We start from the raw sequence: 25,250 nt of genomic DNA, 5'->3' as shown, positions 1-25,250 counted from the left end.
ATCATTAACCCCAAGGCATTTCTTTTGTTACAACTTTTGCACTTAATTCTAATACACCTTTATTTGCATAGCCTGGATATGCTGCTTCAAGTTTTGCCACAAAATCTTTTGAAGTTCCACTTTCCTCAGAAGCTTGAACCGCAGTTCTTAGATAATCCATTGTCGCAGTAAGTGCTTGATTATTTAGGGATTTTTCGATTGATCCATGGCTAGGTACAATTATGTCAGCATGTAATGCTTGTAATACTTTCAAGTTCTCAATCCACGCCTCCATAGCCGCTTTTGAGCTAGTATCCGCTAAGAATACATGTATTTCGTTAAAAACATCAATACCACCAATTAATACTTTTAGTTCTTTATTAAATAGGCTAGTTCTGTAATGATCTAAGCCTACTAGTTCAAATGTTAACCCCTGAAAATCAATCGCTTTTTCTTTAAACACTTGAGGTAATACCACGTTACTTGGTGCATTTTCTCCAAGGGCGTCTTTCCAAACTTTTAATTTCCCTAAGACAGAATGAACGATATGTTCAACAGTAGACTCTGTTGCATACGCTATAGCTTCTGGGTAAACGGCTTTAATGCTCTCTAATCCAAAGTAGTAGTCTGGATCCCCATGAATAATAAAGATTTTATCTAAAGATAAGTCATTTTTTTTCAAATACTCAACAATTTCTTTCGAATCAGATTGAGTAAATTTTGAGTTTATTAAAAATGCATGTCCTGCTTTCTCAACTAATGTTGCTGTGACCATAAAGCTTTTTTCGTCCGAACTAAACACCGTTAATTTCACATCTTTTTGATTTGTATCGATTGTTTTAAACATAGTATGTTATTCTCCTTTTGTTAAAGTTATTAACTAATTATCATATTTTTATCTTGTTCCGATAAAGTGAAACTTTAATCAGTGGGGGTTTTGTTCATCCCCCACTGATTATTAGTTGAACCAATCGGACTTTTACGGACAGTTGATCCCCCACCTAACTTCTTTGCTTCCACTGAATTTTGAGGTGGGGGTCTTACTGCCCGTTAAAGCGGGATAAAATCTCCCACTCCCATTTATCTGAAAGTGTAATAGTACTGGCGAATATTCCGGAGATGAATGTCAGGTGGCCTAAGATAACATGTTTGCTACTATATCCTAAATTTTCTTAATATAAATTTTTAAAACGTGCTTCAATTTTATCCGGCGTCATTACGCCACCACCAATAGGAATAATTTGATTATCCTTTTGTAAAAGTAATGAAGGATAGCTATTAACACCAAGCTGTCGAACTTTATTAAAATCATTTTGGACATCTATTATTGTTTCTTGAGCGTTTAAACGTTCTAATACTTGTTCAGGGTCCAAACCATGCTCGATTGCAATTTTACGATATGTTTCAGGATCACTCAGACTTTGGCCCTCATAATAAAACGCTTTTTGCATAGCCGAAGTGAATTCTAATAAACGGTCTGGCGCTAATGAGCGTAAAGCTGAAAAACCAATTGCAGCATCTTTCGAATTCATTTTAAAAGTCCCTTCCTCCACCAATTTTTGATAGGAAGGACCAAATTCAGCACCTGTAAGTTGATTAATTCTTTTATTTCCTTCTTCTATATATGAGAAGTGTTTCATTGGTAAATTATCCAAAAATAACCCTCCACATAAAACCGTTAATGGCACTTCAGTGTGGTTTTTGTAAAATCCTTTAATACTTTCTGAAAAACCATAGCACCATCCACAATATGCATCCCATACGTAAATAAGATTATCTTGTTTCGTCTCCATTTAAATCTCCTACCTTTTTTTTATTATCCAGCTCAACTAAATTTTTGGTTTATATAAGTACATCTTTTTATACCTTGTTCTTTTTTAGATACCTTACTATATTTCCCCAAAACTAATATTTCCAAAGAAAGATCCACCAAGGTTTTTAACAAAAGATAACGTTGCACCTTATTGCCCCGTAACAGAAAATACTAAAGCTTAGAATATGCATCGATTTGAATGTGTTAGTAACTTTCTACACCGGGTGGCAACGTATGGACCACCATCCTTAATTAAATATATAAATCATATTTTTAGCAGATATTAGTTGTAACTAAATTGATTACATCTTTATGTAACTATTTTAGTTACAACTAATATAGAAGTCAATTCTTTTTTCCGAAAACATTAAATTTCTACATTAATCTACAACTAATCCCACTCTTTACAAAAATATATCAACGATTATTCAATTATATCGATCGTAACTCCGAATATATCAACGTTTCGACACAACATATCGATTTACCGACAAATTTCGAGCGCGTTATCTCCTAAACTAACAACCAATCCCACACCCCAACACAAAACAAAAAAGCACCAGGTCCCCCCTAGTGCTCTCCCCCTAAAACAAATGACAAGCCACTTCATGCCCCTTCGCAATCTCAACCATCTTCGGTACTTCCTGTGCGCATTTTTCAGTGGCGAATTTGCAGCGCGTTCTGAATTTGCAGCCGGATGGTGAGTTGAGCGGGCTTGGTACTTCTCCCTCTAGGATAATCCGTTCTTTACCAGTGTTTGTTGGATCTGGTTCTGGCATGGATGAGAGTAGTGCTTGTGTGTATGGATGTGCCGGTTTTGCGTATAGGTCTTCACTATCGGCAATTTCTACTATGTTTCCTAAGTACATGACTCCGATTCGGTCTGATATGTGTCTTACCATGGATAGGTCATGTGCGATGAATAAATATGTGACGCCTGTTTCTTCTTGGATGTCTTGCAGCATGTTTACGACTTGTGCTTGGACTGAGACATCAAGTGCTGAGATTGGTTCGTCACATAGGATAAAATCTGGTTTTACAGATAGTGCGCGCGCGATGCTAATGCGCTGGCGCTGGCCCCCGCTAAATTCGTGCGGGTAGCGATATAAATGTTCTTCTTTTAAGCCTACCTTTTTCAGAAGGTCTAAAATGATTTCTTTTTGCTCTTCTTTTTCGTAGGAACCGTGAATGTTCATCGGTTCGCTAATAATTTGAAATACGTTCATTGCCGGGTTTAATGATGCGTATGGATCTTGGAAAATAATTTGCATTCGTTTTCTATATTCTTTTAGTTCACTTTCCTTTAAACTTGCGATATCTTTTCCGTCGAATAAAACGTTACCTGAAGTGACATCGTGTAAACGAATGATGCTTCTTCCTGTCGTTGATTTTCCGCAACCTGATTCTCCTACTAATCCGAATGTTTCACCTTTTTTAATGGTGAAGCTAAGGTCATCGACTGCTTTTAATTGCTCTGTTTTCCTGCCAAATAGTCCTTTTTTAATAGGAAAATACTTTTTTAAGTTCCGAACTTCAATTAAGTTTTCTTCATGCATGTGAATCACCTACTGTCTTATCGTTTAACCAGCACATGGAACGTCTTTCGTTTCCGATTTCAAAATATGGCGGACGTTCTTTTTCACAAATGTCCATCGCATGCGGGCAACGCTCTGCGAATGGGCAACCTTGTGGCGGGTTTAATAAGTTTGGCGTTACACCTTGGATGGGAGCAAGTCTTTCTTTTACGCCGTTCGCTATTTTTGGCAGAGAGTTTAATAACCCTTTCGTATATGGATGATTCGGCGATTGGAAAATATCAAGTACAGGTCCTTCTTCCATAATAAGCCCGCCGTACATAACGATAACGCGCGTACAGTTTTGCGCGACGATTCCTAAGTCATGCGTAATAAGAAGTAACGCCATATTTGTTTCGTTCTTTAAGTTTTTCATTAAATCTAGTATTTGCGCCTGTATCGTTACATCAAGTGCCGTCGTCGGTTCGTCAGCAATAAGAAGGTCCGGATTACAAGACATCGCCATTGCGATCATAACCCGCTGCTTCATACCACCGCTTAGTTCATGCGGATATTGTTTTACCCTTTCTTCTGGTGACGAAAGGCCAACTTGTTTTAACAAGTTGATCGCGATCTGCTCTGCTTCTTTCTTTTTCACTTTTTGATGCCTTATAATTACTTCCGTCATTTGTTTTCCAATTTTCACGACCGGATTTAGCGCTGACATTGGGTCTTGAGAGATAAGTGAAATTTGATTTCCTCTAATAGAACGCAATTCTTTTTCAGATTTAGAAAGTATGTTTTCATTATGAAAAAGGATTTCCCCTTCTTTCACTTTTCCTGGTGACGTAACGAGAGACATAACAGACTTCGCCATTACACTCTTCCCGCTTCCAGATTCCCCAACGATACCGACTACTTCTCCTTTATTTAAGCGAAATGTAACGCCGCGAACCGCTTCAACTTCGCCACTTTCTATGAAAAAAGAAGTCTTTAAATTTTTCACTTCTAGTAGTTTTTCAGACACGCTTCTCACTCCTTTCACTTAACACTTTAGTTTTCATGTCCGGCTCCTTTTGGTGCGAAAGCTTTCTTCAATGCTTCACCAATTACGTTAAAACTAAGTACCGTTAAAAGGATAAGGAATCCTGGGAAGAGTGTTAAATACCAAGCTTCACCAATATATCCTTGCGCATTGTTTAGCATGCTGCCCCAAGAAGAATCTGGTTCCCTAATACCTAAACCTAAGAAGCTAAGTGATGATTCCATTAAAATCGATGTCGCAATCGTTAATGTCGCGGCGATAATAATGGTTGATAAAATGTTAGGAATGATATGTCTTACAATAATCATAAGTGATTTTTGTCCTGATACTTTTGCGTATAAAACGTACTCACGCTCTTTTACAGATAACGTTTCTGCCCTTACAATACGGGCCGTGTCCATCCATGTTAGTAATCCGATAATAAGAACTAGCGTCGTAATTCCTGGTTTTAAATACGCATTTAATAGTAGCATTAAAAAGAATGATGGAATTGACATAAGCACTTCAACAACTCTCATTAAAAAGTTGTCTAACTTTCCGCCAAAATATCCGCTAATTGTTCCAACTGCTGTTCCGATTGTAATAGAAACAACCATCGCAAGGAAACCGACCGCAAGTGAAACTCGTCCGCCATATAACGCTCTCGTTAAGTAATCCCTTCCGTAATCATCCGTTCCGAAAGGATGACTCATACTCGGTTCTTGTAAGCGATCTGGAATCGACATTTTGCTAGGATCGTACGGCGACACGAATGCGAAAATTGATGCGACCGTTAAAATCGCAAGTATAATAACTCCCATTGCAACAAACTTATTTTTTGTAAAGCTATGTTTTATCGTTTGAAATCTCCTATTATTCATTCCAAATCACCCCCTCATTCGAATGCGCGGATCTACTACGCCATATAAAATATCAGCAATTAAGTTACCGAGAATTAACATGAATGATGATAGTAATGTAATTGCCATGATAATCGGATAATCAAATCTAAAAATAGCATTTACCCCAAGTGAACCAAGACCCGGCCATGAGAATACTGTTTCCGTAATGAACGCTCCGCCTACTAAACTTGGAATCGATAATCCGAAAATTGTAATGATCGGTATTAATACATTTCGAAGTACGTGATTAAATAACACCGTTTTCTTTGAAGCGCCGTACGCATATTGAATTTGTACATATTCTTCTTCTAATTGCTGAATCGTACTTGAACGAATATATCTCATATAAACAGATACGTTTTGGAATGCTAACACCATACAAGGTAAAATGCCGTGTTGCACAATATCCCAGACAGAATCTTTACCTACGGTGCGCATACCCATACTCGGAAGTAGGTTCAATTTTAAAGAGAATAAGTAGACTAATAGTAGTGCAAACCAGAAAACCGGCATAGAAATACCAACGTATGAAATAAAGTTTACAATGCGGTCAAAGAATGAATTCTTTTTCACACCTGTAAATAGTCCAAGTGGTATTGCGATTACGAATGAGACGAGTAAAGATGATCCCATTAACCCAATTGTTGCAGGTAATCTTTCTGTGATAAGTTCCAAAACAGGACGATGATTTTGAAGTGAGTAACCAAAATTTCCTGTTAAAATGTTTTTTAACCATAAAAAATACTGCACGTAAATTGGTTGATCTAGTCCTAAACTTTTGCGAATACGCTCCACATCAATTGGACTCATGTTTGGCGTTACAAAGTTTCGAACGGGATCCCCCGGCGCTAGCTTTATTAATAGAAAAGAAATAATAGAAATAACAAATAAAAGCGGAATTGCATTTAAAAGCCTCTTCGCAATTACTTTATACACAAACTTCCCCCCTCAAGCTAAAGAAGCTGATTTCCACCAGCTTCTTTATTGTTTCTTATTTCACTTCATAAATCTTAGATAGATCTTCAAACATTGTGACAGGAATTGCTTTCGCTTCTTTTAATCCATCAAACTTTTTATCTACTGCAATAACTGCTTTCGGATACGCGATTGGTAGATAAGGTACGTCTTCTCTAGCTGTCTCTTGAATTTTATGGTATAGCTCTGCGCGTTTTGTTTTATCTGTTTCAACTGCAGCTTCTTCCCATAACTTATCGAAATCAGCGTTTTTATATCGTGCATAATTGTATTCAGCATTACTTAAGAATAAGCTCTTATATGAATCTGGCTCAGGTCCCATTATGTAACCACCAAATGTAATGTCATATTCTTTATTCTCTTTATCTAAGCCTTTTTCACTTGCTGCACTAGCATCTAATGCATTTAGTTCAACTTCTAAGCCAACTTCTTTTAATTTTTGTTGTGTATATAACGCTAAGCTTTCCATGATTTTATTATTCGTTACATACATCACACGTACTTTTTCGTTATCTTTCACGCCAGCTTTTGCTAATAAATCTTTCGCTTCTTTTTTATCATACTTATAGTCTTTAATATCTTTCGCATAATACATAGCGTCTGGCGTTAAGATTGAATTTGCTGGTTCTGCAAATTCACCTGAAACGAATGCTGAGTTAATCATTTCTTTTTTATCTAACGCATGCGCAATTGCTTGGCGCACTTCTTTTTTCTTCATCAAATCTGTATTCATGTTATAAGATAAGTAGAATAATCTACCTTCAGGGAATGTCACCATTGAGAAGTTCCCAGTACTATCTAGTTTCTTAAAGTCTTGCGGCTCAATCATTTTCATGTTGATTTGACCATTTTGCAGTGAAACATTTGCTGTATTACGGTCTTTTACAACGCGGTATACGATAGAGTCTAATTTAGCTTTCCCACCTACATAATCATCAAATCGATCTAATGCAACGTACTCATCTGATTTATACTCTTTAAACTTAAACGGCCCTGATCCTACAGGCTGTAAGTTTTTCTTACTCTTCGCTAAATCTGCTTCCCCTTCAAATACATGTTTCGGGATTGGGAAGAAATCATTCATCACACCTTCGAAAGATGCGCTTACTTGTGGTAAGACGAATTGAGTCGTTAGCTCATCCACTTTTTTCACCTCAAGCGGCTTTCCTTTAAAAATAAAGTTTTCACGACTTGAGCTATTTTGCTTCTCATCTAAAATAGATTGGAATGTAAATGCTATATCGTCTGATGTAATTTTCTTACCATCATGCCATTTCAAATTATCCTTTAGTTTTAAAGTCCATGTTAATTGATCTTCTGAAGGCGTAAAGCTCTCAGCAAGAACAAACTTTTTCTTACCGTCTTCCATATGATATAGCGGCGCATATAAAGCTTGCTGCACAGTTAATGACACACGATCATTCGCATAAAGCGGATTCATCGTATCTGGATTATCGCTAACACCAATCGTTAACGCCCCTCCATCTTTCGGAGTCCCTGATTTACTAGTGCCCGCTTGCTTCGAATCTTTTTCCCCTGAACAAGCAGCTAATGCAATAAATAATAGTAGGACAAATGGTAATACAAACAACTTCTTCTTCATATTTCGACCCCTCTCGACTATTTACACCTATAAGAAAACTCGGAATTAATACCGAGTTTTCTTATAGGTTTTAAATTACCACTACCGGTATGTATTGTCAAACTTTTTCGCAAAGGTAGAAAGTTTGTAATCTATTAATGCATTCTTGCGATAAACTATATTTATGCGGAGGAGAAAATAAAAAGACCACGAATAAGTAGCCTCATAAAATGAGTTAAAAAACTAGCAGCTTACAGAAAACCCTTCTAAAATGATTGTTTTATATGATCGAAAATGTAGAATGGGATTAAAGACAAAAAACACATTTAGGCGGTTATCATGACATTTGATGAATTGAAAAAAAGACCACCAAAAGGCAGTCTCAAAACTCAATCTTATTCCCCATCCCTTGCTCCACCGCTTTCTCATACAAATACTTCGCAACGATAATATCTACTACCGCCAAACCAACTGATTTGAAAATAGTAATCTCTTCATCATTTTCGCGTCCAGCTTTTTCTTTGCTTATAATTTGACCAAGTTCAGCGTGAATGGCGTTTGCTTTGAATAGACCTTCTTTTATCGGAACTTGAAGGTCTCCTGTTTCGTCTAGTGCTGCTTCTTTTGATTCGACTACTACTTTGTTTGCGCTTGTGATGGCGTGTGAGGGTAGTTCTTGCATGCTCGGTCTGAATGAGCCGACGGCGTTTATGTGGACGCCTTTTTGTAGTTTTTCTGAGAAGACTGGTGTGGATGCATTCGTAGTTGTGACGATGATGTCTGCTTCACATATCGCTTCATTTGGATCCTTGTAAACGTAAGCTGGTTTGCCTAATTTCTCTTGTATATATTGCGCAAATGCATACGCTTTTTCTTCTGTTCGATTGTATAAAATGACTTTTTCAATAGCTCTTACCGCAAATACAGCTTCAGCAATCCCCTTCGCCTGTTCTCCTGTCCCGATTATGCATAAAGTTTTTGCGTTATGACGAGCTAAATATTTTGTCGCTACTCCTGATAAGGCGCCTGTTCGGATCATCGTTAAGTACGATCCTTCTAAAAGTGCGAGCGGTTCTCCCGTTTGAAAGTCTGATAGCATCACAATCCCGTTTATCGTTTTCTTTCCTACCTGTTTATTTTGCGGGACTACCGTTACTATTTTTACTCCAAGTGCTTCAAGTCCTTCCGCTACTGAAGGCATAATTAATGCCGTATTTTGCTCGTTCGCAAATGGTAATGAGCCTCTTATTGGTGTAATTGTTCTTTCTGCGGAAAATTCTTTTAAAGCAAGCGCCGCGTATTCAATAACTTCATTCATATTTACTAAGTTTCTTTGTTCGTTCGCGCTTATGACTAGCATATCTTTCCACCCCCTCCTCTTATCCTAACAAAAATCCTCGATTCAAATCATCTCTCGGGTCTACAACGAACTGATGAAATCCTGTAATAAAGGCATTCCCCGTTACTTTTGGAACGACAGCTTCATATGGATCTACTGCGGTTACCGACAATACTTCCCCCTCGAATTTCCCGTCAGTAATGCATTCATGGACGAAAATTTCTCCCTTTTGTAAAGCATCTTTTCCAAAAAGAGTTGCGATTCTTGCGGAAGTTCCTGTACCGCAAGGAGAACGATCTACTTGCCCATCAGCAAAAATCGTTACATTTCGTAGCGTAGCACCTTTGTCTTTCGGTTCATCTGAAAAAATAACGCCGTATATTCCTTTTAAACCTTCTTCAAGTGGATGCTTCACTTCCATTTTGCTCTCTATATAATGTTTAATTTTACCGCCCCACGTTTGAATAGCAGGCAAGTCTTTAAAATCAACTTTCAAACCAAATTCTTTACAGTCTACTACAGCGTAAAATGCTCCTCCAAACGCAATATCTACTTGAAATTCATAGTTATCTATTTTAATAGGAACGTCTTTTTTGTATACAAATGAAGGAACATTTTCAAATGATACAGATTCTACTTCACTCCCGTTATATGTTGCATACGCAATAACTTCTCCGGCTGGGCTATCAATAATGAACTTTTGTTTTTCCCCCTTTACTTCAAACATGCCTGTTTCAATTCCGACTGTAATAACAGCGATAATACCGTGACCACACATCGTACTCCAGCCTTCATTGTGCATAAATAACACACCAAAATCAGCGTGAGCACTTGCTGGCGGTGTAATGATACAACCGTACATTCCGTGATGCCCTCTCGGTTCATACATCAGAACTTCACGAAGATAATCCAAATGTTCCATACAGTAGGCGCGTCTTTCCAGCTGCGTTTCTCCTTTTATTTCTGGCACACCACCCGTAATAATTCGAAGCGGCTCCCCAGCTACGTGTGCATCAATCGTTGTATATATTTTACTAACCTTCATTTCGATCTCTCCCCTATACGTTGATACTCTTTTCATTGCAAATATCATGCCAACGCATAGGGTATAAATTTGTATGCATTGTTTAGAAAAACATACACTACTGTCTATTTTTTTATACACTGTCCAGAGGCTATGTTATAGGGGCCCCCTTGATACAACCAGTCTTATTATTTTCAATGTAAAGTTACTTCGCCCCCCAACATATACTGTTCAAAAGCAAAAAGGAAGTGATCCCATGTATTACGGAACAAAGGGCTGCTACGTAGCTGAACTAAAAAAATTAGGCGTACGCTATCATGAAGGACGAAAATTAGAAAGTTACCGCGGACACGTATTACGCAATTTATTAATCGCACAACAAGAGAAATTAAAAGAACAGTAATAGATTCTCCGATCACAATATCAACTTATCGCCGCCTACAAACTGCCAATCAATCACACATCAAACTACACTAAAAAGGTCACCCAAACGGGTGACCTTCCTTTCTTATTCACAAACAAGAATTTGTCTAGTAAATGATCCTTTTCTTGTAATACAGCGATCTGTAATTTCAAATCCTGCTTCATGGATCATGTCATCCATTGTCTCCATCGTGACAACGACTACCTTTTTAGCGATGCGGCGCGCACTTGAAAGAATGGAGAGCTGATCTTCTGGTGTGGCGTGCGTAAATAGGTCGTACGGCATATCGATAATGGCAACGTCATAGTTCTCAGTAATTTCCTCGATTGGACCTTTTGTTACTGTTCCTTCAAATCCGAAATGTGCGATGTTTTTTCTCGTTCCAAGAACTACAAGTGGATTTATATCTCTACCAACGATGTTAATCCCCATAGAAAGTGCTTCTACTACTACTGTTCCAATACCGCAGCACGGGTCAATTGCTCGTACTCCCTCTGGATTTGGTACAGCGATATTTGCAACTGATCTCGCAACACGTGTGCTAAGTGATGTCGAATAGCTATGCGGTTTTTTTATGTGATGATACCAAACTGGTTCGCTTTCTACATAGTGCCCGAAGTACCAGCGTCCTCCAAGAGGAACAATCCCGAATACACGCTCTGGATTACGAACATCCGCTTCTCCTTCAATATGCATGCCAAGGTCTCGTTCAATAAGACGTCTTTCTCCATATTCAATTTTATTCTCTCCAACGAGGTCATTGATTTTAACGAAGATAACTTTAAATGTCGCTCCCGCCAAATCAATTTGTTCCACTTGTTTTAAGATACTTTCTAAGTCGTCTCCTTCATACATAACTTCAATTCGCTCTTTAATAAACGCACTTCTACTCGGGTCAATTTTGACATCACTTTTTAAAATATTAACGTGGGACTCCATTCCAAAGAACGAGCGCATTTCCAAGTAACATAAAGCACGCTCCTCCTCACGAAATGCATACGTATATATACAGGCAGGTGTTTTACTATGATTATTCAATCTATTATCATCCTCTATCGTTTAAAATTGTTCTAATTACAATTACTCAAATACTTTTGTATATAAAATTAAATGATATCATATGCCGGAAATAAAGAGAAACGTTAATAAATAAAAGAGACTGCCAATGGCAATCTCTTATTATTTATTAACGGAAAGAAGACACATTGTTACCCATTTCTTCATAGTAATCTAAAATACCTTGATAAATAGCTTCCGCTGCACTTTGTCTCTGCGCTGGTGTAGCTATTTTATCTGCATCACTTTTATTATCTACAAATGCTAATTCTGCTAATACAGCTGGCATTGTATTTTCTCTAATTACGTATAAATCGCCTTTTTTCACACCACGATCTTTTGTCCCCAGTGCATCTACAAGACGCTCTTGAATTTTTTCTGCTAATAAACGACTTTCTGATACGTTAGGATTTGTTCCTCTTGCTGTCGCTGATTCATAGTAGAATGTTTCTGTACCTTGTCCATTTTTCTTTTCCGTACCATTACCATGAATACTTACAAAAATATCCCCATTATTTTTTTGAGCAAATTCTACACGTTTCTTTAAAGAATCCGGACCACTTGTTCCTGGACGTGTATCATCTGTACGAGTGAATAACACAGTAAATGGTGTCTTTTTCTCAAATATTTTCTGTAATCGCAATGATACATCTAATACAGTTTCACTTTCTTTCTCATAATAACCTGGATTACCTGAATCAACTCCACCATGACCTGGATCAATGATAATCGCTTTTCCTTCTAAGAAGTTACCTTGCTTCACTGGATTTAATTGATTTTTATTAACCCATTGGAAACCAGCGCCCATGCGGATACGAATCCAACTGCCGCTCTCTTCAATAACAGTTACTTGCTGTGCGTTATGTGTTCCCATTACTTTTGACGAAGAAGAAGCTTCTGCATAAGTAGTGAATCCTTCATTAATAACTTCTGTTTTCTCTACTAAAGGTGTCCATTTATCACCGTTACTTGTTGCAATTTTGATCCATCCATCTCGTTCTTCTTTAATTTCAACCATTTGTGGATTATGCTGATTTGCACTAATCCCAGAACTTAATGATGGCGCGTGATATGTAATGAATTTTCTATCTATGTACATTTTCTTTGTTTCTACTGGACGATCACTATTCTTGCTAAATTTATCTGTTTGCGCAGTAAGCTGAGCTGCTTGTTCACGCGTAATAGAATCATTCGGTTTCCAGCCATTCTCTGTACCTAAAGAAAGTTTTAATTCTACTAAAATATTAACTTCTTCTTTACCCCAATGATTCTCTAAATCAGCGAATTTTGTAGGAACTGGTCCTGTTACTTTGCTCTTCAGATTATATGCTCTTACAAGCATAGCTGCCATTTCAGCACGAGTTACTTTTCCTTCTGGATCAAATACTCCTGGTTCTCGTCCCTTAATAATATTCTCTTTTTCCATGGCTGCAATAAATGAAGCTGCCCAACTATTTTTTGCATCATTATAAGACGGCTTTGCATTTGGATCTACTTTAGCACCAATTGCTGTTGCGATAATCTTTGCTGCCTGGGCACGTGTTAAATTTCCGTATGGCATAAAGTTACCATCTGGCATACCGTTAATTACATTTCTCTCCACTAAATAATAAATTGCGTCTTTCGACCACGCACTATCTGAAACATCAGGAAATTTCTTCGTTTCTGCTAAACTACTAATTGGATGTGCTAGTAAATTTGCTGCTAATAAACCTGCGGCTATTGCTTTGTACTTCATGAAAAATAAATCTCCTCTCAAAACTTCATATTCATACAATTTTTTTAATCAAGCTAACTAAAAAATATTAACTATTAATTAATTCCTTTCATAGTGTATAACATTATATATCTATAGTAAATACGTTTCCGGCCGTATAACAAAAATCGCATATATATAACTTATAATGAATGTATATAAAAAACTTTAATCAGCCCTCACCAATCGGGCTTTTACAGGCAGCCCGGTCCCCATCTAACTTTTTTGCTTTCGCTGAATTTTGAGGTAGGGGTCTTACTACTCGGCAAATAGCGGGATAAAAAAGCGATTAGAACATGTCTCCTAATCGCTTTGCCAAATAAAAAGCTGATTAAAAATAATATCTTTAATCAGCTCTCTATTATCTATGAAATTATTCTTCAATTAAATTAGACATTACATATGCATACACTAATGCTTCTGTATGCGCAATAGAACTTTCATGTGTACGTTCAAATGCGTGAGAAGAATCAATACCCGCTCCAATTAAAGCATGTTTCACATCAAATCCCGCGCGAATCGCAGCTGATGCATCAGATCCGTAGTATGGATAAATATCTACTTTATATTCAATATGATTCGTTTTCGCAAGCTCTACTAAATGTTTACGCAGTGCGTAATGATACGGGCCGCTAGAGTCTTTTGCACAAATAGATACTGTATATTCATCAGATGCTTGTCCATCACCTAACGCTCCCATATCAACTGCTAAGTATTCAACAGTTTCTTCAGGAATGTTAGAATTACCACCGTATCCAATCTCTTCATTATTAGAAATTAAGAAATGCGTCGTATATGGTAATGTTACGTTTTCATCTTGTAATCTTTTAATTAATTTTAATAAAATCGCAACACTTACTTTGTCATCTAAATGACGGGATTTTATGTATCCACTCTCTGTAATTTGAACACGCGGATCAAATGAAACGAAGTCTCCTACTTCAATTCCTAATTCGCGTACTTCATCAGCTGAAAATACGCGCTCATCAATACGAACTTCAATATTTTTCTCATCGCGTTTTGCTTCACCTGCATCTTTATATACATGTACAGATGTTTGATGCATTAAAATCGTTCCTGTATATGTCTTGCCACTTGATGTTTCAATTTCGCAATATTCTCCTTCTACAGAGTTCCAGCGAAATCCACCAATCATAGAAAGACTCAGGCGACCGTCAGGCTTAATTTCTTTCACCATCGCACCTAACGTATCAACGTGTGCCGTTAATAAGCGGTGCTGCGCATCATTCTTCCCTTTTACCGTTAAAATAAGAGCTCCCTTATTATTACGTTTCGTTTCTACGTTCCACTCACTGACATAGTTTTCAATGAAATTAATAATTTTTGCTGTATTTCCAGATGGACTCGGAATAGAGACAAGCTCCTTAATCAGTTCCATCGTTTCTTTCGTATGGTGTGCCATTGTCGTTTCCTCCTCATTTTCTCTACTATTCAGTATACAAAATTCGCCAGAAAACCTCTACTTATATAGCTAAATTTTCTAAATTGTAGTAAAATTCTTTTTAGTATACAAAAGGAGTCCTGAAATATGAATATATCAAAAAAATATATACACATTGCACTCATTTGGTTTTTAGCATCATCATTTTGTTTACAAATCTCTTATGCCATTCATACTACTACTTCTATTACAATCGGCTGGATATTAACAGCTATCTTCTTCATTATTAGCTTCATTGCAACAAGAAAGCATAGCGTTACTCAGTAACGCTATGCTTTTCCTATAAAACTATTCTTCTGAAACATCTAATAAATAAATACCTCTTTCAAATCCACCGCGCTCTATCTCTTTTTGCTTACGAAGGCGTTCCACATCTTCAATCGATGCACCTTCTGCACGTGCTAATGAAATGATAACCTCTAGCGCATCTGCAAGAGAATCTAGTGCATGTTCGCGTTCTTTCATAGAAGCAAATTCACGAATTTCTTCCGTTCCAATTTTCGCTAAAGCTTGTATGTAGGCTTGACCTGTTAATTTTTGTGCTGTATATGTTTTTCCAGACATTAAAATCTTCTCTGGAACACGATCTCTGACTAACTTGTTATATGCTGACATCATTCATCCTCCTATATTTAATAACATCCGAGCTCTGCTTTATAGAAAAACCATTTTTTCTTCACGCATGCACTTAACATATCAATTCCTGATCCATGTGCTCTTACATGTGGAAAGAAATAGTGCTCTAAGTCTTCGTCCTTACCATATAGAGTTTGATACTCATCTGGAATCGCTTCTTTTTTCACATCTTTTTCTTTCGTCACCCCGTCAGAAAATGCAACACTTGGATGTCCCTCAAAAAATAACGCAGTCCGAACTGCCAAAGATGGTGTACTATGCAAAGCAGAATATGTAAGCAAAATAATAGTGATAACACCAATCATTTTCTTCATGTATTACTCCTAAAAAAAGTGCTAACACAATTATACTAAAATGTGTTAGCACTTTCTCCCCTTTATCCCGAATTAACGAGCTAATAATCAGTGAGGAATGGACAAACTTTATTCCCCTTTAAATGCTGGTAAACGTTTCTCTAAAAACGCAGCAATACCTTCTTTATGATCCGCTGTTTGTCTCATTGCATATTGACCACGCTTTTCTAATTGCAATGTTTGCTCTAAATTAGAGCGATTTACTTCACATAAAATTTGCTTCGTTTGAATCATTGCTTTAATCGGTTTTTGTGACCATTCATTAATTTTTTTCTTCACAGCCGTTTGGAAATCTTCGCCGATTACTTCATCAATTAAGCCGATATCAAGTGCTTCGCTCGCCGATAATTTCTTGCCTTCCCAAATAATTTGCTTCGTCATATTTTCACCGACGCGCTTTTGAAGGAAGAAATGACCGCCTCCATCTGGAATTAAAGCGATTCCAATAAAGTTCATCGCAATAACAGATGATATATCCGCCATTACATAATCAGCTGTTAACGCAATACTTAACCCAAGACCTGCAGTTGGTCCATGAATTGCACTAATAACAAGCTTTGGCATCGTATATAACGTCACGATAACTTCAGAAATAGTATTCATAATGCCATCAAACTTACTTTCATCATTACTTGAAAGCATCGATTTAATATCCCCACCCGCAGAAAAACCACGACCGTTCCCGCATAACACAACGATATGCGCAGAACTTTCCGCTACTTCTTTCAACTTTTGTAATAACTCTTTTAAGGTCGGCTCATCTAACGCATTTAACACCTCTGGGCGGTTGACCATAACCGTTGCAACGTGCCCTTCATATTTCACAACGACAGATTCTGTTTTACTTGTTATTTCCATTATATATACCCCTCTTTTCTCCATAAAGATTATACTTATATAATTATAGAAAACCACTGAAAAATCCTTCTTTTTTCTCAATTTTCTGTCTAATAATCTCGCAATTTGTACATATACCGTATAAAACATACAATTCCGTTGAAAAATATAGAAATTAAAGTCGGTTTATCCATGCTTTTCATCTATTTACCATTACAATGAAATGGTGTATTCTTAAGTTTGATAAAAAACAAATATTGAAATTCATTCGCCTTACTATGTAAAAAAGGCTTTATACCCATCTTTTGGGTGTTGTAATAAAGGAATGAAGAACTGGAGGAACATATGGTTAATAAGTTGAAACAAACGGATAACTACTTCCCACATTTCCTATTGCTATTCATTGTGTTTCAACCAATTTTAGATTTATTAACATCTTTTTCAATCTATATACTACACATGAGCGCAACAGTTGGAGTTGTAGTCCGTTTCGCCTTTATGCTTCTTGCATTAGGATACCTACTTCTTCATCACAAACAACAAGATGCGAAAAAGTACATCTTCTATTTATGTTTACTCGGAATCGCACTCGCAATCGGTCTTGTAAATAATATGATGGTTAAATCTCCAGTTTCATTTGGAGAAGAAGTTAAATTTATCTTAAAGAGCGTATATCCAATTGTGCTACTGTTTGGATATATTATCGCCTTTAAAGAGCTAAAAAATAAAGAGTATGTATTTCATAAAATCATTACATATTTCTTATATGCAACTTTAATTTTAAGCATCACAATGATTGTCGCAATGCAAACTGGAACGGATTTCCCAAGCTATCCTCACTCAAAAATCGGTTCAAGAGGTTGGTTCTTCGCTGGAAATGATTTAAGTTCTCTTTTCGCCATTATGTTCCCAATCATTGTCTTATATTCGATTCATAAAACAACTTCTTTCTCAAAAATATATTACTGGATTCCAACAATACTTGCGATGTATGCAAGTATTATGGTCGGAACGAAAGTCGGATATGGCGCAATTGTTATTACATTAGGCGTAGCACTTTTCTTCTCATTCATTGAATATATGATAAATCGTAAAAAAGAAGGAAAAGGATTCACACATATTGTAAATACCGTTGTTGCCGCTGTTATACTAGGAGGTTTAATTGCTCTTACACCACATACTCCTATCGCAAAAAATATGGGCATTCACATGCAAATATACGAATACAAAAAATCAGTACAAGAAGAGAAAGATCGAAAAGAAGGAAAAGTAATTAAAGAAGATCCAGAAGATGCAAAAAAACATGCAAAAGGTGAACTTACAGATTCTGAAGTAAAAAGTTTAATTTACAGCGATCGCGACAAATTCTTAAAAACATACAAACAGTACTATAAAGACGCACCGCTTTCACAAAAACTATTCGGAATGGGTTACGCTGGTAACTACACAGATAAAATTAAATTAATTGAAATGGACTTCCATGACCTATTTTTCGCATTTGGAATTGTCGGTTTCCTTATTTACTTAATACCACTTCTATACTTTGGTATTAAATTATTCATCCGCATGATCACAAACTTTAAGAAAATCATGAGCGTAAAGTATATGCTATTAGCGAGCACACTCATTCTATCACTTGGCATTGGCTTTATGTCTGGCCACGTATTAACAGCGCCAGCCGTTAGCATTTTCTTCGTTGTTATACTCGCCTATATCATTGTTGATTTTGAAATTGAATAAAGTGAAACTTTAATCAGTGGGGGTTTTGTTCATCCCCCACTGATTATTAGTTGAACCAATCGGGCTTTTACGGGCAGTTCATTCCCCACCTAACTTCCTTGCTTCCACTGAATTTTGAGGTGGGGGATTACTGCCCGGCAAATAGCGGGATAAAAAGAAGGTGCTACGAAATATTAGTAGCACCTTCTTTTTTATTTAATTAATGTTTTACGTACTCTAAGCTTTCTTTTGCAATATACGCTTCTGTTACAGTAGGATTATCTGAAATAACTTTAACCCACGCTTTTCCATTTATTATTTCTTCACCAGTAACTGTGACAACTACATTTGTATTTAAACGATACAGTCGCTCATTTGATATACTAGGATTCTTTTTCACTTCCACGTTATTCATCACACGTGCAAGTTTGTACTTGTTGTATTCTTTTTTACCTAAATAAGAATCAAAACGGTTCATATGCCCCGCTACTTTTTTACCCCAGTTCGCATCAGATGCATATTTCGCATTTAAACCAGCAGCTTTATCACCTGTATATGTTGCTGTATAACGCCAATGTCCTGGATTTAAATATCCTTCATTCATGTATAATTTTGCTGCATGTTCAATACAATCTTCTTTTGAATTGAATGCTTCTCCGTTACCATATGGACTATCGTCTGTTGCTTTTAAACCAAATAAATTATTTTTGTCTTTTGCAAGAGCGCTTGTTCCATAATAACTTTCATGAATTGCTAATGAATATAAGAATAATGCATTTACATTATACTTGCTTTCTACTTCTTTAAATTTCTTTCCTAAACCAATTAATGGAGAGTCTGGCTTAATCGATTTCACATAACTATCTAGTTGTTCAGCTGTATAATCTGTTTTCGAACGTAATGATAAATAATTGAAATATTGATAGAAAGTTTCGTCTCCAAATGTCTTTCCATCTACACTATACATTTGCTGTCCTTGCTTCATGAAAGAAGGTGCCACACCATATCTAAATTCTGTATATCCAGGTGAACTTGTATTATATGTATAATATTTATGGTATAAATATCCATCTGATTTCACATAATAAGACGACTGTTTCATTTCATTGGTAGGAATTAAAGTGATTTCATTCTTCTTCACATAACCTGTCAAACCAGAAAGTTGAACTTTCACACGATCTTCGCCAACTTCTAACACTTTCAATTCTGTTCCATACTGAATATACGTATATACTGTTGATAAATTCTCATCATAAATATTAATGATGTTTTGCCCAGTTATTCTTTTCGCACTTGCAAAACCATCTTTAATCCATAAAAATTCGTTCTCGTATTTTACCGCATTCATACCTTTATTTTGAGCAGCGGTAACCGCTTCTTTATACGTATTATAGCGCTCTACTTCTTGCTCTGTTCCGTTTTCTCTTACATTTGTCACGACATATTTCTTAGTTTCTACAGGATTGCTATTTCCGTTTTTTTCAATCGTCTGAAGCATGCGATCCAACATAGCTGAAGCCATCCCTCTTGTAGCTGATAAATGTGGTCTAAATGTATTATCTTCTGGATACCCTTTAATAATTTGAGTAGCCACCATAACTTGCACATGCTCTTTATAGTTAATACTATCTTTATCAGTAAAGGTAAGCGGACTTACAGCTACTTTAATATTTTTATAGTCTAACGCTCGCTTTACCATTATCGACATTTCTTCACGTGTAATCACATCATTTGGTGAGAACGTCTCGTTCGTACGACCATTAATAATTTTCGCTCCATATGCTCTACTTACACCATCATATAAACCGTAAGTCTTCGGCACATCCTCGAAATTCGAATCAGCTTTCGGTAAATTTAAAGCCCTCGCTATGAATGTAGCAAACTCTGCTCTTGTTACTAATTTATCAGGCGCATATACATTGTCTCCATACCCCATTAAAACTCCTTTAGTAATAAGTGAGCGCATATTCGTCTCAAACATATGTCCTGTAATATCATCATTTGCCGCATAACTTGAAATAGGAGTTAAAAGTAATGATCCCGTTAATGCCACTGCTGTTATACCTTTTGAAAAAGTCTTCAAGGTTATCCTCCTCGTAATCTACGAATTTATTATCACAAATTTGATTATATAATAATCACAATCATTTTAGCATAATAAATAGGAATTAAAATAAAACGTTTTTTAATTTGAATTTTCATTACATTCAAAACAAAATAAAAGACACTTTACTTTTTTAATAAAGTGCCTTTTTCCATATGATCAATGAGTTTCTTTGTTGCCTGTTTGCCTTGCAACCGAAGCTCATCTATTGTCAATTGTAACTCTTGCTGCACAGTTCCTTGTTGCATTAATTGCTTTTTCGCAATTTCATATAAATATTCAGCACTCCATTCGCCATCCACACTTCCTATAACTGGCTGATTCACTTGACTTAAAAACGAATCAATTTTTGGATCGTATGAAATCCCGACCATTGGAGTTTTGGCTACAGCAGAAAAAACTAGTGCATGAAGACGCATACCAATTAGTAATGAACATTGTGATAAAATGAATATTTTCTCGTCGATATCCATTTTATATGGAAGCATATACGTCTCTTCTCCCATTAAGTCTACTACTTCACGCGAAGCTTTTTGATCAAATGGCTCATGCATTGGAACAAATAGAATTTGGTATCCTTCTTGCTTTAATTTTTTTAATGCCGCAGCTAATTTTTTTATATAATCTTCTTTTGCATTCCAATAACGCACACTAACCGCAATTACTTTTCCATGTATCGAATGCTTTTGCAACCAATCCGATTGTTTTGTCCGTTTCCATGTTAAAACAGGGTCTGGAACAATTTCAATATCGTTTTTTATGCCAAGTTCTTTTAAATATAAAAACGAATCCTCATCTCGAACTGATACATAGGAAGCTTTTGACAAGTTCCATTTTACTAATAGACGATTATATCCTTTTGTAATTGGACCTATTCCTTGTGAATAAATATAATACGGCTTTTTTAATAATCGAGCGAGTCCCATAATACCCGTATAATATAGAATACTCTTCGTACTTGTCTGATCTTGAAGAAGGCTCCCGCCACCGCTAATAACTCCATCACTGTTTTTTATCGCATGATAAACAGCTTTTATATCCCAGCGATCTACCGATTCTACACCATACATTTCCTTTGTATATTTAGAATCATTTGATAGTACTACTAGTTCTATATCCGGGTTCTCTTTACTTAACGATTCAATAATTGATTGTAGAATCGCCTCGTCTCCAACATTATAAAAACCATAATATCCTGATAAGACTAAACGCACCCTAAATCTCCTCCAAAACTAGGTAACCATTTATTTCATCTAACATAAACTAGTACCCATTCCTTACCTAAACACTTGATACCCTACATAGTTTCCTCTTTATCAGTTCATATGAATTATAATAAAAAATTAAATTTCTATATTTATCTTTTTAAAAATGGTATTTTGTTTATTGATATCCATTTTAATTTCAAAGCACATACACCATACAAAATGGTTGTAATACTTAATGCTATACCACTGAATAATAACGTCATAATTCTTGAAGATGTAATATTTATCACATTACATAATTCATACAATCCTAGTCCCAAAATACATGCTATTGCTAGCACACCAAAAAAGCTTTTTAAATGAATAGAATAGGCAATATAGCTTCGAATATACAAATGATTTACAATACAAATCAATACGTAAGTAATTAATGTACTATACGCCGCTCCATCTATGCCAAACTTCTGCACGAACATTATGTTTAACACGACTTTCACACAACTCGCACCAATAACAATCCATGCAGCTTGTGCAGAACGGTTAATGCCCTGTAAAACACCTATTGATAATACCATAACCGCAGTAAAATACGAACTGCCAATCATAACTGTTAACATACTACTGCCTTTTACATCTGTGAACAATCCGACATTTAACGGTACTGTTAATGCCATCAACCATATTGTTAACGGTGCTGTCAAAACATGCGCTAGTCGATTTGTATTTTGAATTGTTATTTTCGCCAAATTTATATCTCTTTTGGCCAATGCGGAAGTTAAGAGTGGTATTAACGGAAATACAATTGCGCTTGCAAAAATAACAATTATTTGCGTGAATGCAAAACCGCGACTGTATATTCCAAATTGTTCTTGAATTTCTGTTGATGATCCTTGTAATACATGCGGTATTGTAAGCGAGTCTACTAAATTTAAAAGTGGCATTGATAAAGCTCCAATAGCGATTGGGATCGATACCCGCAATATCTTTTTGCCGTTTTCTCTTAAATCTCGGAGCGAATAGGAATTGCTTTTATTGTAGTATGGACTTCTATTATATTTTATACGCAAATATATAAGCGAACTAATGACTCCAAGAAAAGAGCCAACCATCGCACCACTAGTAATAACAGTATTACTCTTATCCCATGATACTAGTATGTAAGCAATTATTAACATAAAAAACACACGTACAAATTGCTCAATGACCTGTGATACCCCTGTTGGTTTCATATCACCGAAACCTTGAAAATACCCTCTATACACCGCCATGTATGGCGCAATGAGTAACGCTAATGAAGTAATAAGCAACGGCATTCTAGTTTCTTGTCCACCAAGCATATTTGCAATTTCAATAGAAAATAATACAATGACTAAACAGCCGAAAACGCCAAATGCTATCCCAATAATTGAAGCTGATTTAAATAATTTCGCAATTTCCTTTTGCTTATTTTTTTCGTTCAACTCTGCAATTAGTTTCGAAATTGCAAGTGGAACTCCGGCTACCGATAATGTAAGAGCAATCATATATACAGGAAAAACAAGGCGGAAAATACCGAGCACTTCATCTCCTGCAATATTTTGTAATGGAATTTGAAAAAAACTACCCAGCAATTTCGACAAAAAAGTTGTAATGGTTAAAATTGCTGCTCCTTTTACAAATGTTTTATTCATATTTTTTCTCTTTTCTTTTATACATATACTCTCAAACATATTGTTTTAAACGATAGGAATTCACTTTATCCCATTGGTTATCATAACAAATTTATTATAGGTTGAATACTTGGTTTTTTTTTCAAAATAGAAAAGAGAACCCATTTAAGCCTGTCTCTTCACAATATTTTTTCTAATTCCTTCCATTATATATGTACACACTATAACCGTTTCTGTTACGCAAAAAGAGCCCTTCCTCTCTATCACTGCGATACATATTACTAAAAACATTATAAAAATATCCCACAACTCTACATTATAATTTATGTAAGATTGTGAGATATTCTAATTACTATCTAAACACTTAAAATTTTCAATTGCTCTTTCTGTTCATCGCTTGCCATTACTGCGATTGTTTTTTCAATACTCGGATGTACTTGCTCAAGCTTTACACTTGCTCCTACTTTATTTGATTGCTCAACAAAATTTAATAATGCCATAGCTCCTGATACATCCATATAACGCACATCTTTCATACGTAAAACAACCGGTGACTTCACATCTTGTAAAGTAGAGAAAATACGATCTACTGATAGGAAAGAGAGCGGTCCTTGAATTGTGTACGTTTCTTCTTTTTCTTTTACGATAGAAGTTTTGCGTTCTTTACATTTCACCATATATATGATGAACGAAAGAATAATACCGAATGCAACAGCAATCATTAAATCGAACTTCACCGTTACAATCATCGTTACGAGCATAACAACGACATCACCTTTAGGAGCGACATGCATCTTTTTCATGCTTCCCCAATCGAACATTCCAATACCAGTTAAAATTAAAATACCTGATAATACAGCAAGTGGAATATATTGTACGACCGAACCAAGACCCATAATAAAAATAAATAAGATAACACTATGCATACATGCCGAAAGTGCCGTTTTACCGCCACTTCTTATATTCACGATAGACCTTACAGTCGCACCTGCACCTGCTAATCCGCCAAACAATCCGCTCATCATATTACCGATACCTTGTCCGACCAGTTCTTTATTACTTTTATGACGTGTACCTGTCACATTATCCATTACGACCGATGTTAACAACGAGTCAATCGATCCTAATAAAGCAATACTAAGCGCTGGCAAAATAAGTGCTGCTATTCCTGTTCCACTTAAAGATGGAATATGAAGCGTAGGCATCGCTTCTGGAATGGTTCCAATCTTTTCAATTACTTTATTTAGTGAAAGATTTCCGATAATCGGTAACTTTACTGTAAGTCCTTCGAGTAAGGAAGAAAATAAAGGAAGCAAAGCTGTCACACCGACTAGTGCTACTAAACTAGACGGAATCGCCTTAATCCATTTACCAGAAACAATCATTACAATAATCGTTAACACAACAAGTAAAAAACTATTTTGTACGTGCTTTATTTCGCCTAAAATAATGATTAATGCAATACCATTCATAAACCCCGAAACGACAGGATACGGAATATATCGAACGTAAGAACCGAGCTTACATACACCGAATAAAATTTGAAATAACCCTGCCATCATAAAGGCAATAAAACTTGCCTCTAACCCGTGCGTCGCAATAACTCCTGTTGCAATAACGGTAATTGGTCCAGTTGGCCCTGTTACTTGCCCAGGTGTCCCGCCAAATAACGCTGCGAATAAACCTGCAAAAATCGCACCATACAATCCAACAAGCGCTCCCTCAGACGTTCCTGTCGCGGCAATACCAAATGCAATCGCAAGTGGTAACGCAACAATCGCAACAGTAAATCCTGCTAAACATTCCTTTGCTATTTTTTGAAACATAAAAAAACCACCTTTGTATAAAGTCCATGTTCCATTGTACACCTAAAAAGATACATTCGTTAGCTCAC

Annotated in this window: 22 protein-coding genes; 3 read left to right on the top strand and 19 right to left on the bottom strand. The window is 36.2% G+C overall.

What is annotated here, in order from left to right; genetic code table 11:
* Positions 1–4 precede the first annotated feature (4 nt).
* From DN404_RS24600 to DN404_RS24560, 9 genes are all read right to left on the bottom strand, one after another.
* Positions 5–826: an MBL fold metallo-hydrolase gene (locus DN404_RS24600; protein WP_088349307.1), complete on the bottom strand. Its 822-nt coding sequence runs from the start codon at positions 824–826 to the stop codon at positions 5–7.
* Positions 827–1,151: 325 nt separating this feature from the next.
* Positions 1,152–1,772 (bottom strand): DsbA family protein, encoded by a 621-nt coding sequence (locus DN404_RS24595; RefSeq protein ID WP_000448615.1) that lies wholly within the window; start codon positions 1,770–1,772, stop codon positions 1,152–1,154.
* A 604-nt stretch (positions 1,773–2,376) separates the two neighbouring features.
* The gene (locus DN404_RS24590; protein WP_006919776.1) at positions 2,377–3,348 is read right to left on the bottom strand and encodes an ABC transporter ATP-binding protein; all 972 of its coding nucleotides are present in this window, start codon (positions 3,346–3,348) and stop codon (positions 2,377–2,379) included.
* Entirely contained in the window at positions 3,341–4,333 is a 993-nt protein-coding gene (locus DN404_RS24585; protein ID WP_016121976.1) for an ABC transporter ATP-binding protein, read from the bottom strand. The genes DN404_RS24590 and DN404_RS24585 overlap by 8 nt, the downstream gene beginning before the upstream one ends.
* 26 nt (positions 4,334–4,359) lie before the next feature.
* Positions 4,360–5,211, bottom strand: coding sequence for an ABC transporter permease (locus DN404_RS24580; RefSeq protein ID WP_001065278.1), 852 nt, complete (start codon positions 5,209–5,211; stop codon positions 4,360–4,362).
* A 6-nt stretch (positions 5,212–5,217) separates the two neighbouring features.
* Complete coding sequence (locus tag DN404_RS24575; protein ID WP_000278778.1) at positions 5,218–6,168, bottom strand: ABC transporter permease; 951 nt, start codon at positions 6,166–6,168, stop codon at positions 5,218–5,220.
* Between the two features lie 55 nt (positions 6,169–6,223).
* Positions 6,224–7,810, bottom strand: a complete 1,587-nt coding sequence (locus tag DN404_RS24570; protein WP_016121974.1) for an ABC transporter substrate-binding protein — start codon at positions 7,808–7,810, stop codon at positions 6,224–6,226.
* 361 nt (positions 7,811–8,171) lie between these two features.
* Positions 8,172–9,149, bottom strand: a complete 978-nt coding sequence (locus DN404_RS24565) for an ornithine cyclodeaminase family protein (protein ID WP_025709967.1) — start codon at positions 9,147–9,149, stop codon at positions 8,172–8,174.
* A gap of 19 nt (positions 9,150–9,168) precedes the next feature.
* Complete coding sequence (locus tag DN404_RS24560; protein ID WP_098272313.1) at positions 9,169–10,173, bottom strand: proline racemase family protein; 1,005 nt, start codon at positions 10,171–10,173, stop codon at positions 9,169–9,171.
* A 106-nt stretch (positions 10,174–10,279) separates the two neighbouring features.
* Here DN404_RS24560 and DN404_RS24555 point away from each other — a divergent pair, with 106 nt between their 5' ends.
* Positions 10,280–10,555: a YflJ family protein gene (locus tag DN404_RS24555; protein WP_149215585.1), complete on the top strand. Its 276-nt coding sequence runs from the start codon at positions 10,280–10,282 to the stop codon at positions 10,553–10,555.
* Positions 10,556–10,660: 105 nt separating this feature from the next.
* On the opposite strand, the gene DN404_RS24550 is transcribed toward DN404_RS24555, so the two are convergent.
* From DN404_RS24550 to DN404_RS24540, 3 genes are all read right to left on the bottom strand, one after another.
* Positions 10,661–11,614: a TRM11 family SAM-dependent methyltransferase gene (locus DN404_RS24550; protein WP_001059308.1), complete on the bottom strand. Its 954-nt coding sequence runs from the start codon at positions 11,612–11,614 to the stop codon at positions 10,661–10,663.
* Positions 11,615–11,762: 148 nt separating this feature from the next.
* Positions 11,763–13,370 carry an N-acetylmuramoyl-L-alanine amidase gene (locus DN404_RS24545; protein ID WP_059304101.1) on the bottom strand — a complete coding sequence of 536 codons (1,608 nt, stop codon included), beginning with the start codon at positions 13,368–13,370 and terminating at the stop codon, positions 11,763–11,765.
* A gap of 391 nt (positions 13,371–13,761) precedes the next feature.
* Entirely contained in the window at positions 13,762–14,811 is a 1,050-nt protein-coding gene (locus DN404_RS24540; RefSeq protein ID WP_000930085.1) for a M42 family metallopeptidase, read from the bottom strand.
* A 126-nt stretch (positions 14,812–14,937) separates the two neighbouring features.
* On the opposite strand from DN404_RS24540, the gene DN404_RS24535 reads away from it, so the two are divergent.
* The gene (locus DN404_RS24535) at positions 14,938–15,117 is read left to right on the top strand and encodes a hypothetical protein (RefSeq protein ID WP_149215554.1); all 180 of its coding nucleotides are present in this window, start codon (positions 14,938–14,940) and stop codon (positions 15,115–15,117) included.
* A 21-nt stretch (positions 15,118–15,138) separates the two neighbouring features.
* Here DN404_RS24535 and DN404_RS24530 read toward each other — a convergent pair whose 3' ends face one another.
* From DN404_RS24530 to DN404_RS24520, 3 genes are all read right to left on the bottom strand, one after another.
* Positions 15,139–15,465, bottom strand: coding sequence for a nucleoside triphosphate pyrophosphohydrolase (locus DN404_RS24530; RefSeq protein ID WP_001277350.1), 327 nt, complete (start codon positions 15,463–15,465; stop codon positions 15,139–15,141).
* Positions 15,466–15,482: 17 nt separating this feature from the next.
* Entirely contained in the window at positions 15,483–15,800 is a 318-nt protein-coding gene (locus DN404_RS24525) for a hypothetical protein (protein ID WP_000738198.1), read from the bottom strand.
* A 108-nt stretch (positions 15,801–15,908) separates the two neighbouring features.
* On the bottom strand, positions 15,909–16,721 hold the full coding sequence (locus DN404_RS24520) for an enoyl-CoA hydratase (protein WP_149215584.1): 813 nt from the start codon (positions 16,719–16,721) through the stop codon (positions 15,909–15,911).
* Positions 16,722–17,021: 300 nt separating this feature from the next.
* Between DN404_RS24520 and DN404_RS24515 the strand changes: the two genes are divergently transcribed.
* A complete protein-coding gene (locus DN404_RS24515; protein WP_016121969.1) occupies positions 17,022–18,416 on the top strand; it encodes an O-antigen ligase family protein in 1,395 nt (464 codons plus the stop codon).
* A 199-nt stretch (positions 18,417–18,615) separates the two neighbouring features.
* Here the strand turns inward: DN404_RS24515 and DN404_RS24510 are convergent, their stop codons facing one another.
* The 4 genes from DN404_RS24510 to DN404_RS24495 form a co-directional block, all read right to left on the bottom strand.
* Positions 18,616–20,478, bottom strand: coding sequence for an S-layer homology domain-containing protein (locus DN404_RS24510; RefSeq protein ID WP_000847506.1), 1,863 nt, complete (start codon positions 20,476–20,478; stop codon positions 18,616–18,618).
* Positions 20,479–20,624: 146 nt separating this feature from the next.
* Positions 20,625–21,713, bottom strand: coding sequence for a polysaccharide pyruvyl transferase CsaB (gene csaB, locus DN404_RS24505; protein ID WP_001241591.1), 1,089 nt, complete (start codon positions 21,711–21,713; stop codon positions 20,625–20,627).
* 143 nt (positions 21,714–21,856) lie between these two features.
* The gene (locus DN404_RS24500; protein WP_006919753.1) at positions 21,857–23,377 is read right to left on the bottom strand and encodes a putative polysaccharide biosynthesis protein; all 1,521 of its coding nucleotides are present in this window, start codon (positions 23,375–23,377) and stop codon (positions 21,857–21,859) included.
* Positions 23,378–23,712: 335 nt separating this feature from the next.
* The gene (locus DN404_RS24495) at positions 23,713–25,182 is read right to left on the bottom strand and encodes a SulP family inorganic anion transporter (RefSeq protein WP_000486654.1); all 1,470 of its coding nucleotides are present in this window, start codon (positions 25,180–25,182) and stop codon (positions 23,713–23,715) included.
* Between the last annotated feature and the right edge of the window lie 68 nt (positions 25,183–25,250).

The sequence above is a fragment of the Bacillus sp. TE8-1 genome, assembly GCF_008368855.1.
Classification (GTDB): domain Bacteria; phylum Bacillota; class Bacilli; order Bacillales; family Bacillaceae_G; genus Bacillus_A; species Bacillus_A cereus.
The sequence above is the reverse complement of the archived record's forward strand: the minus strand, read 5'-3'. Positions and strand labels throughout refer to the sequence as shown.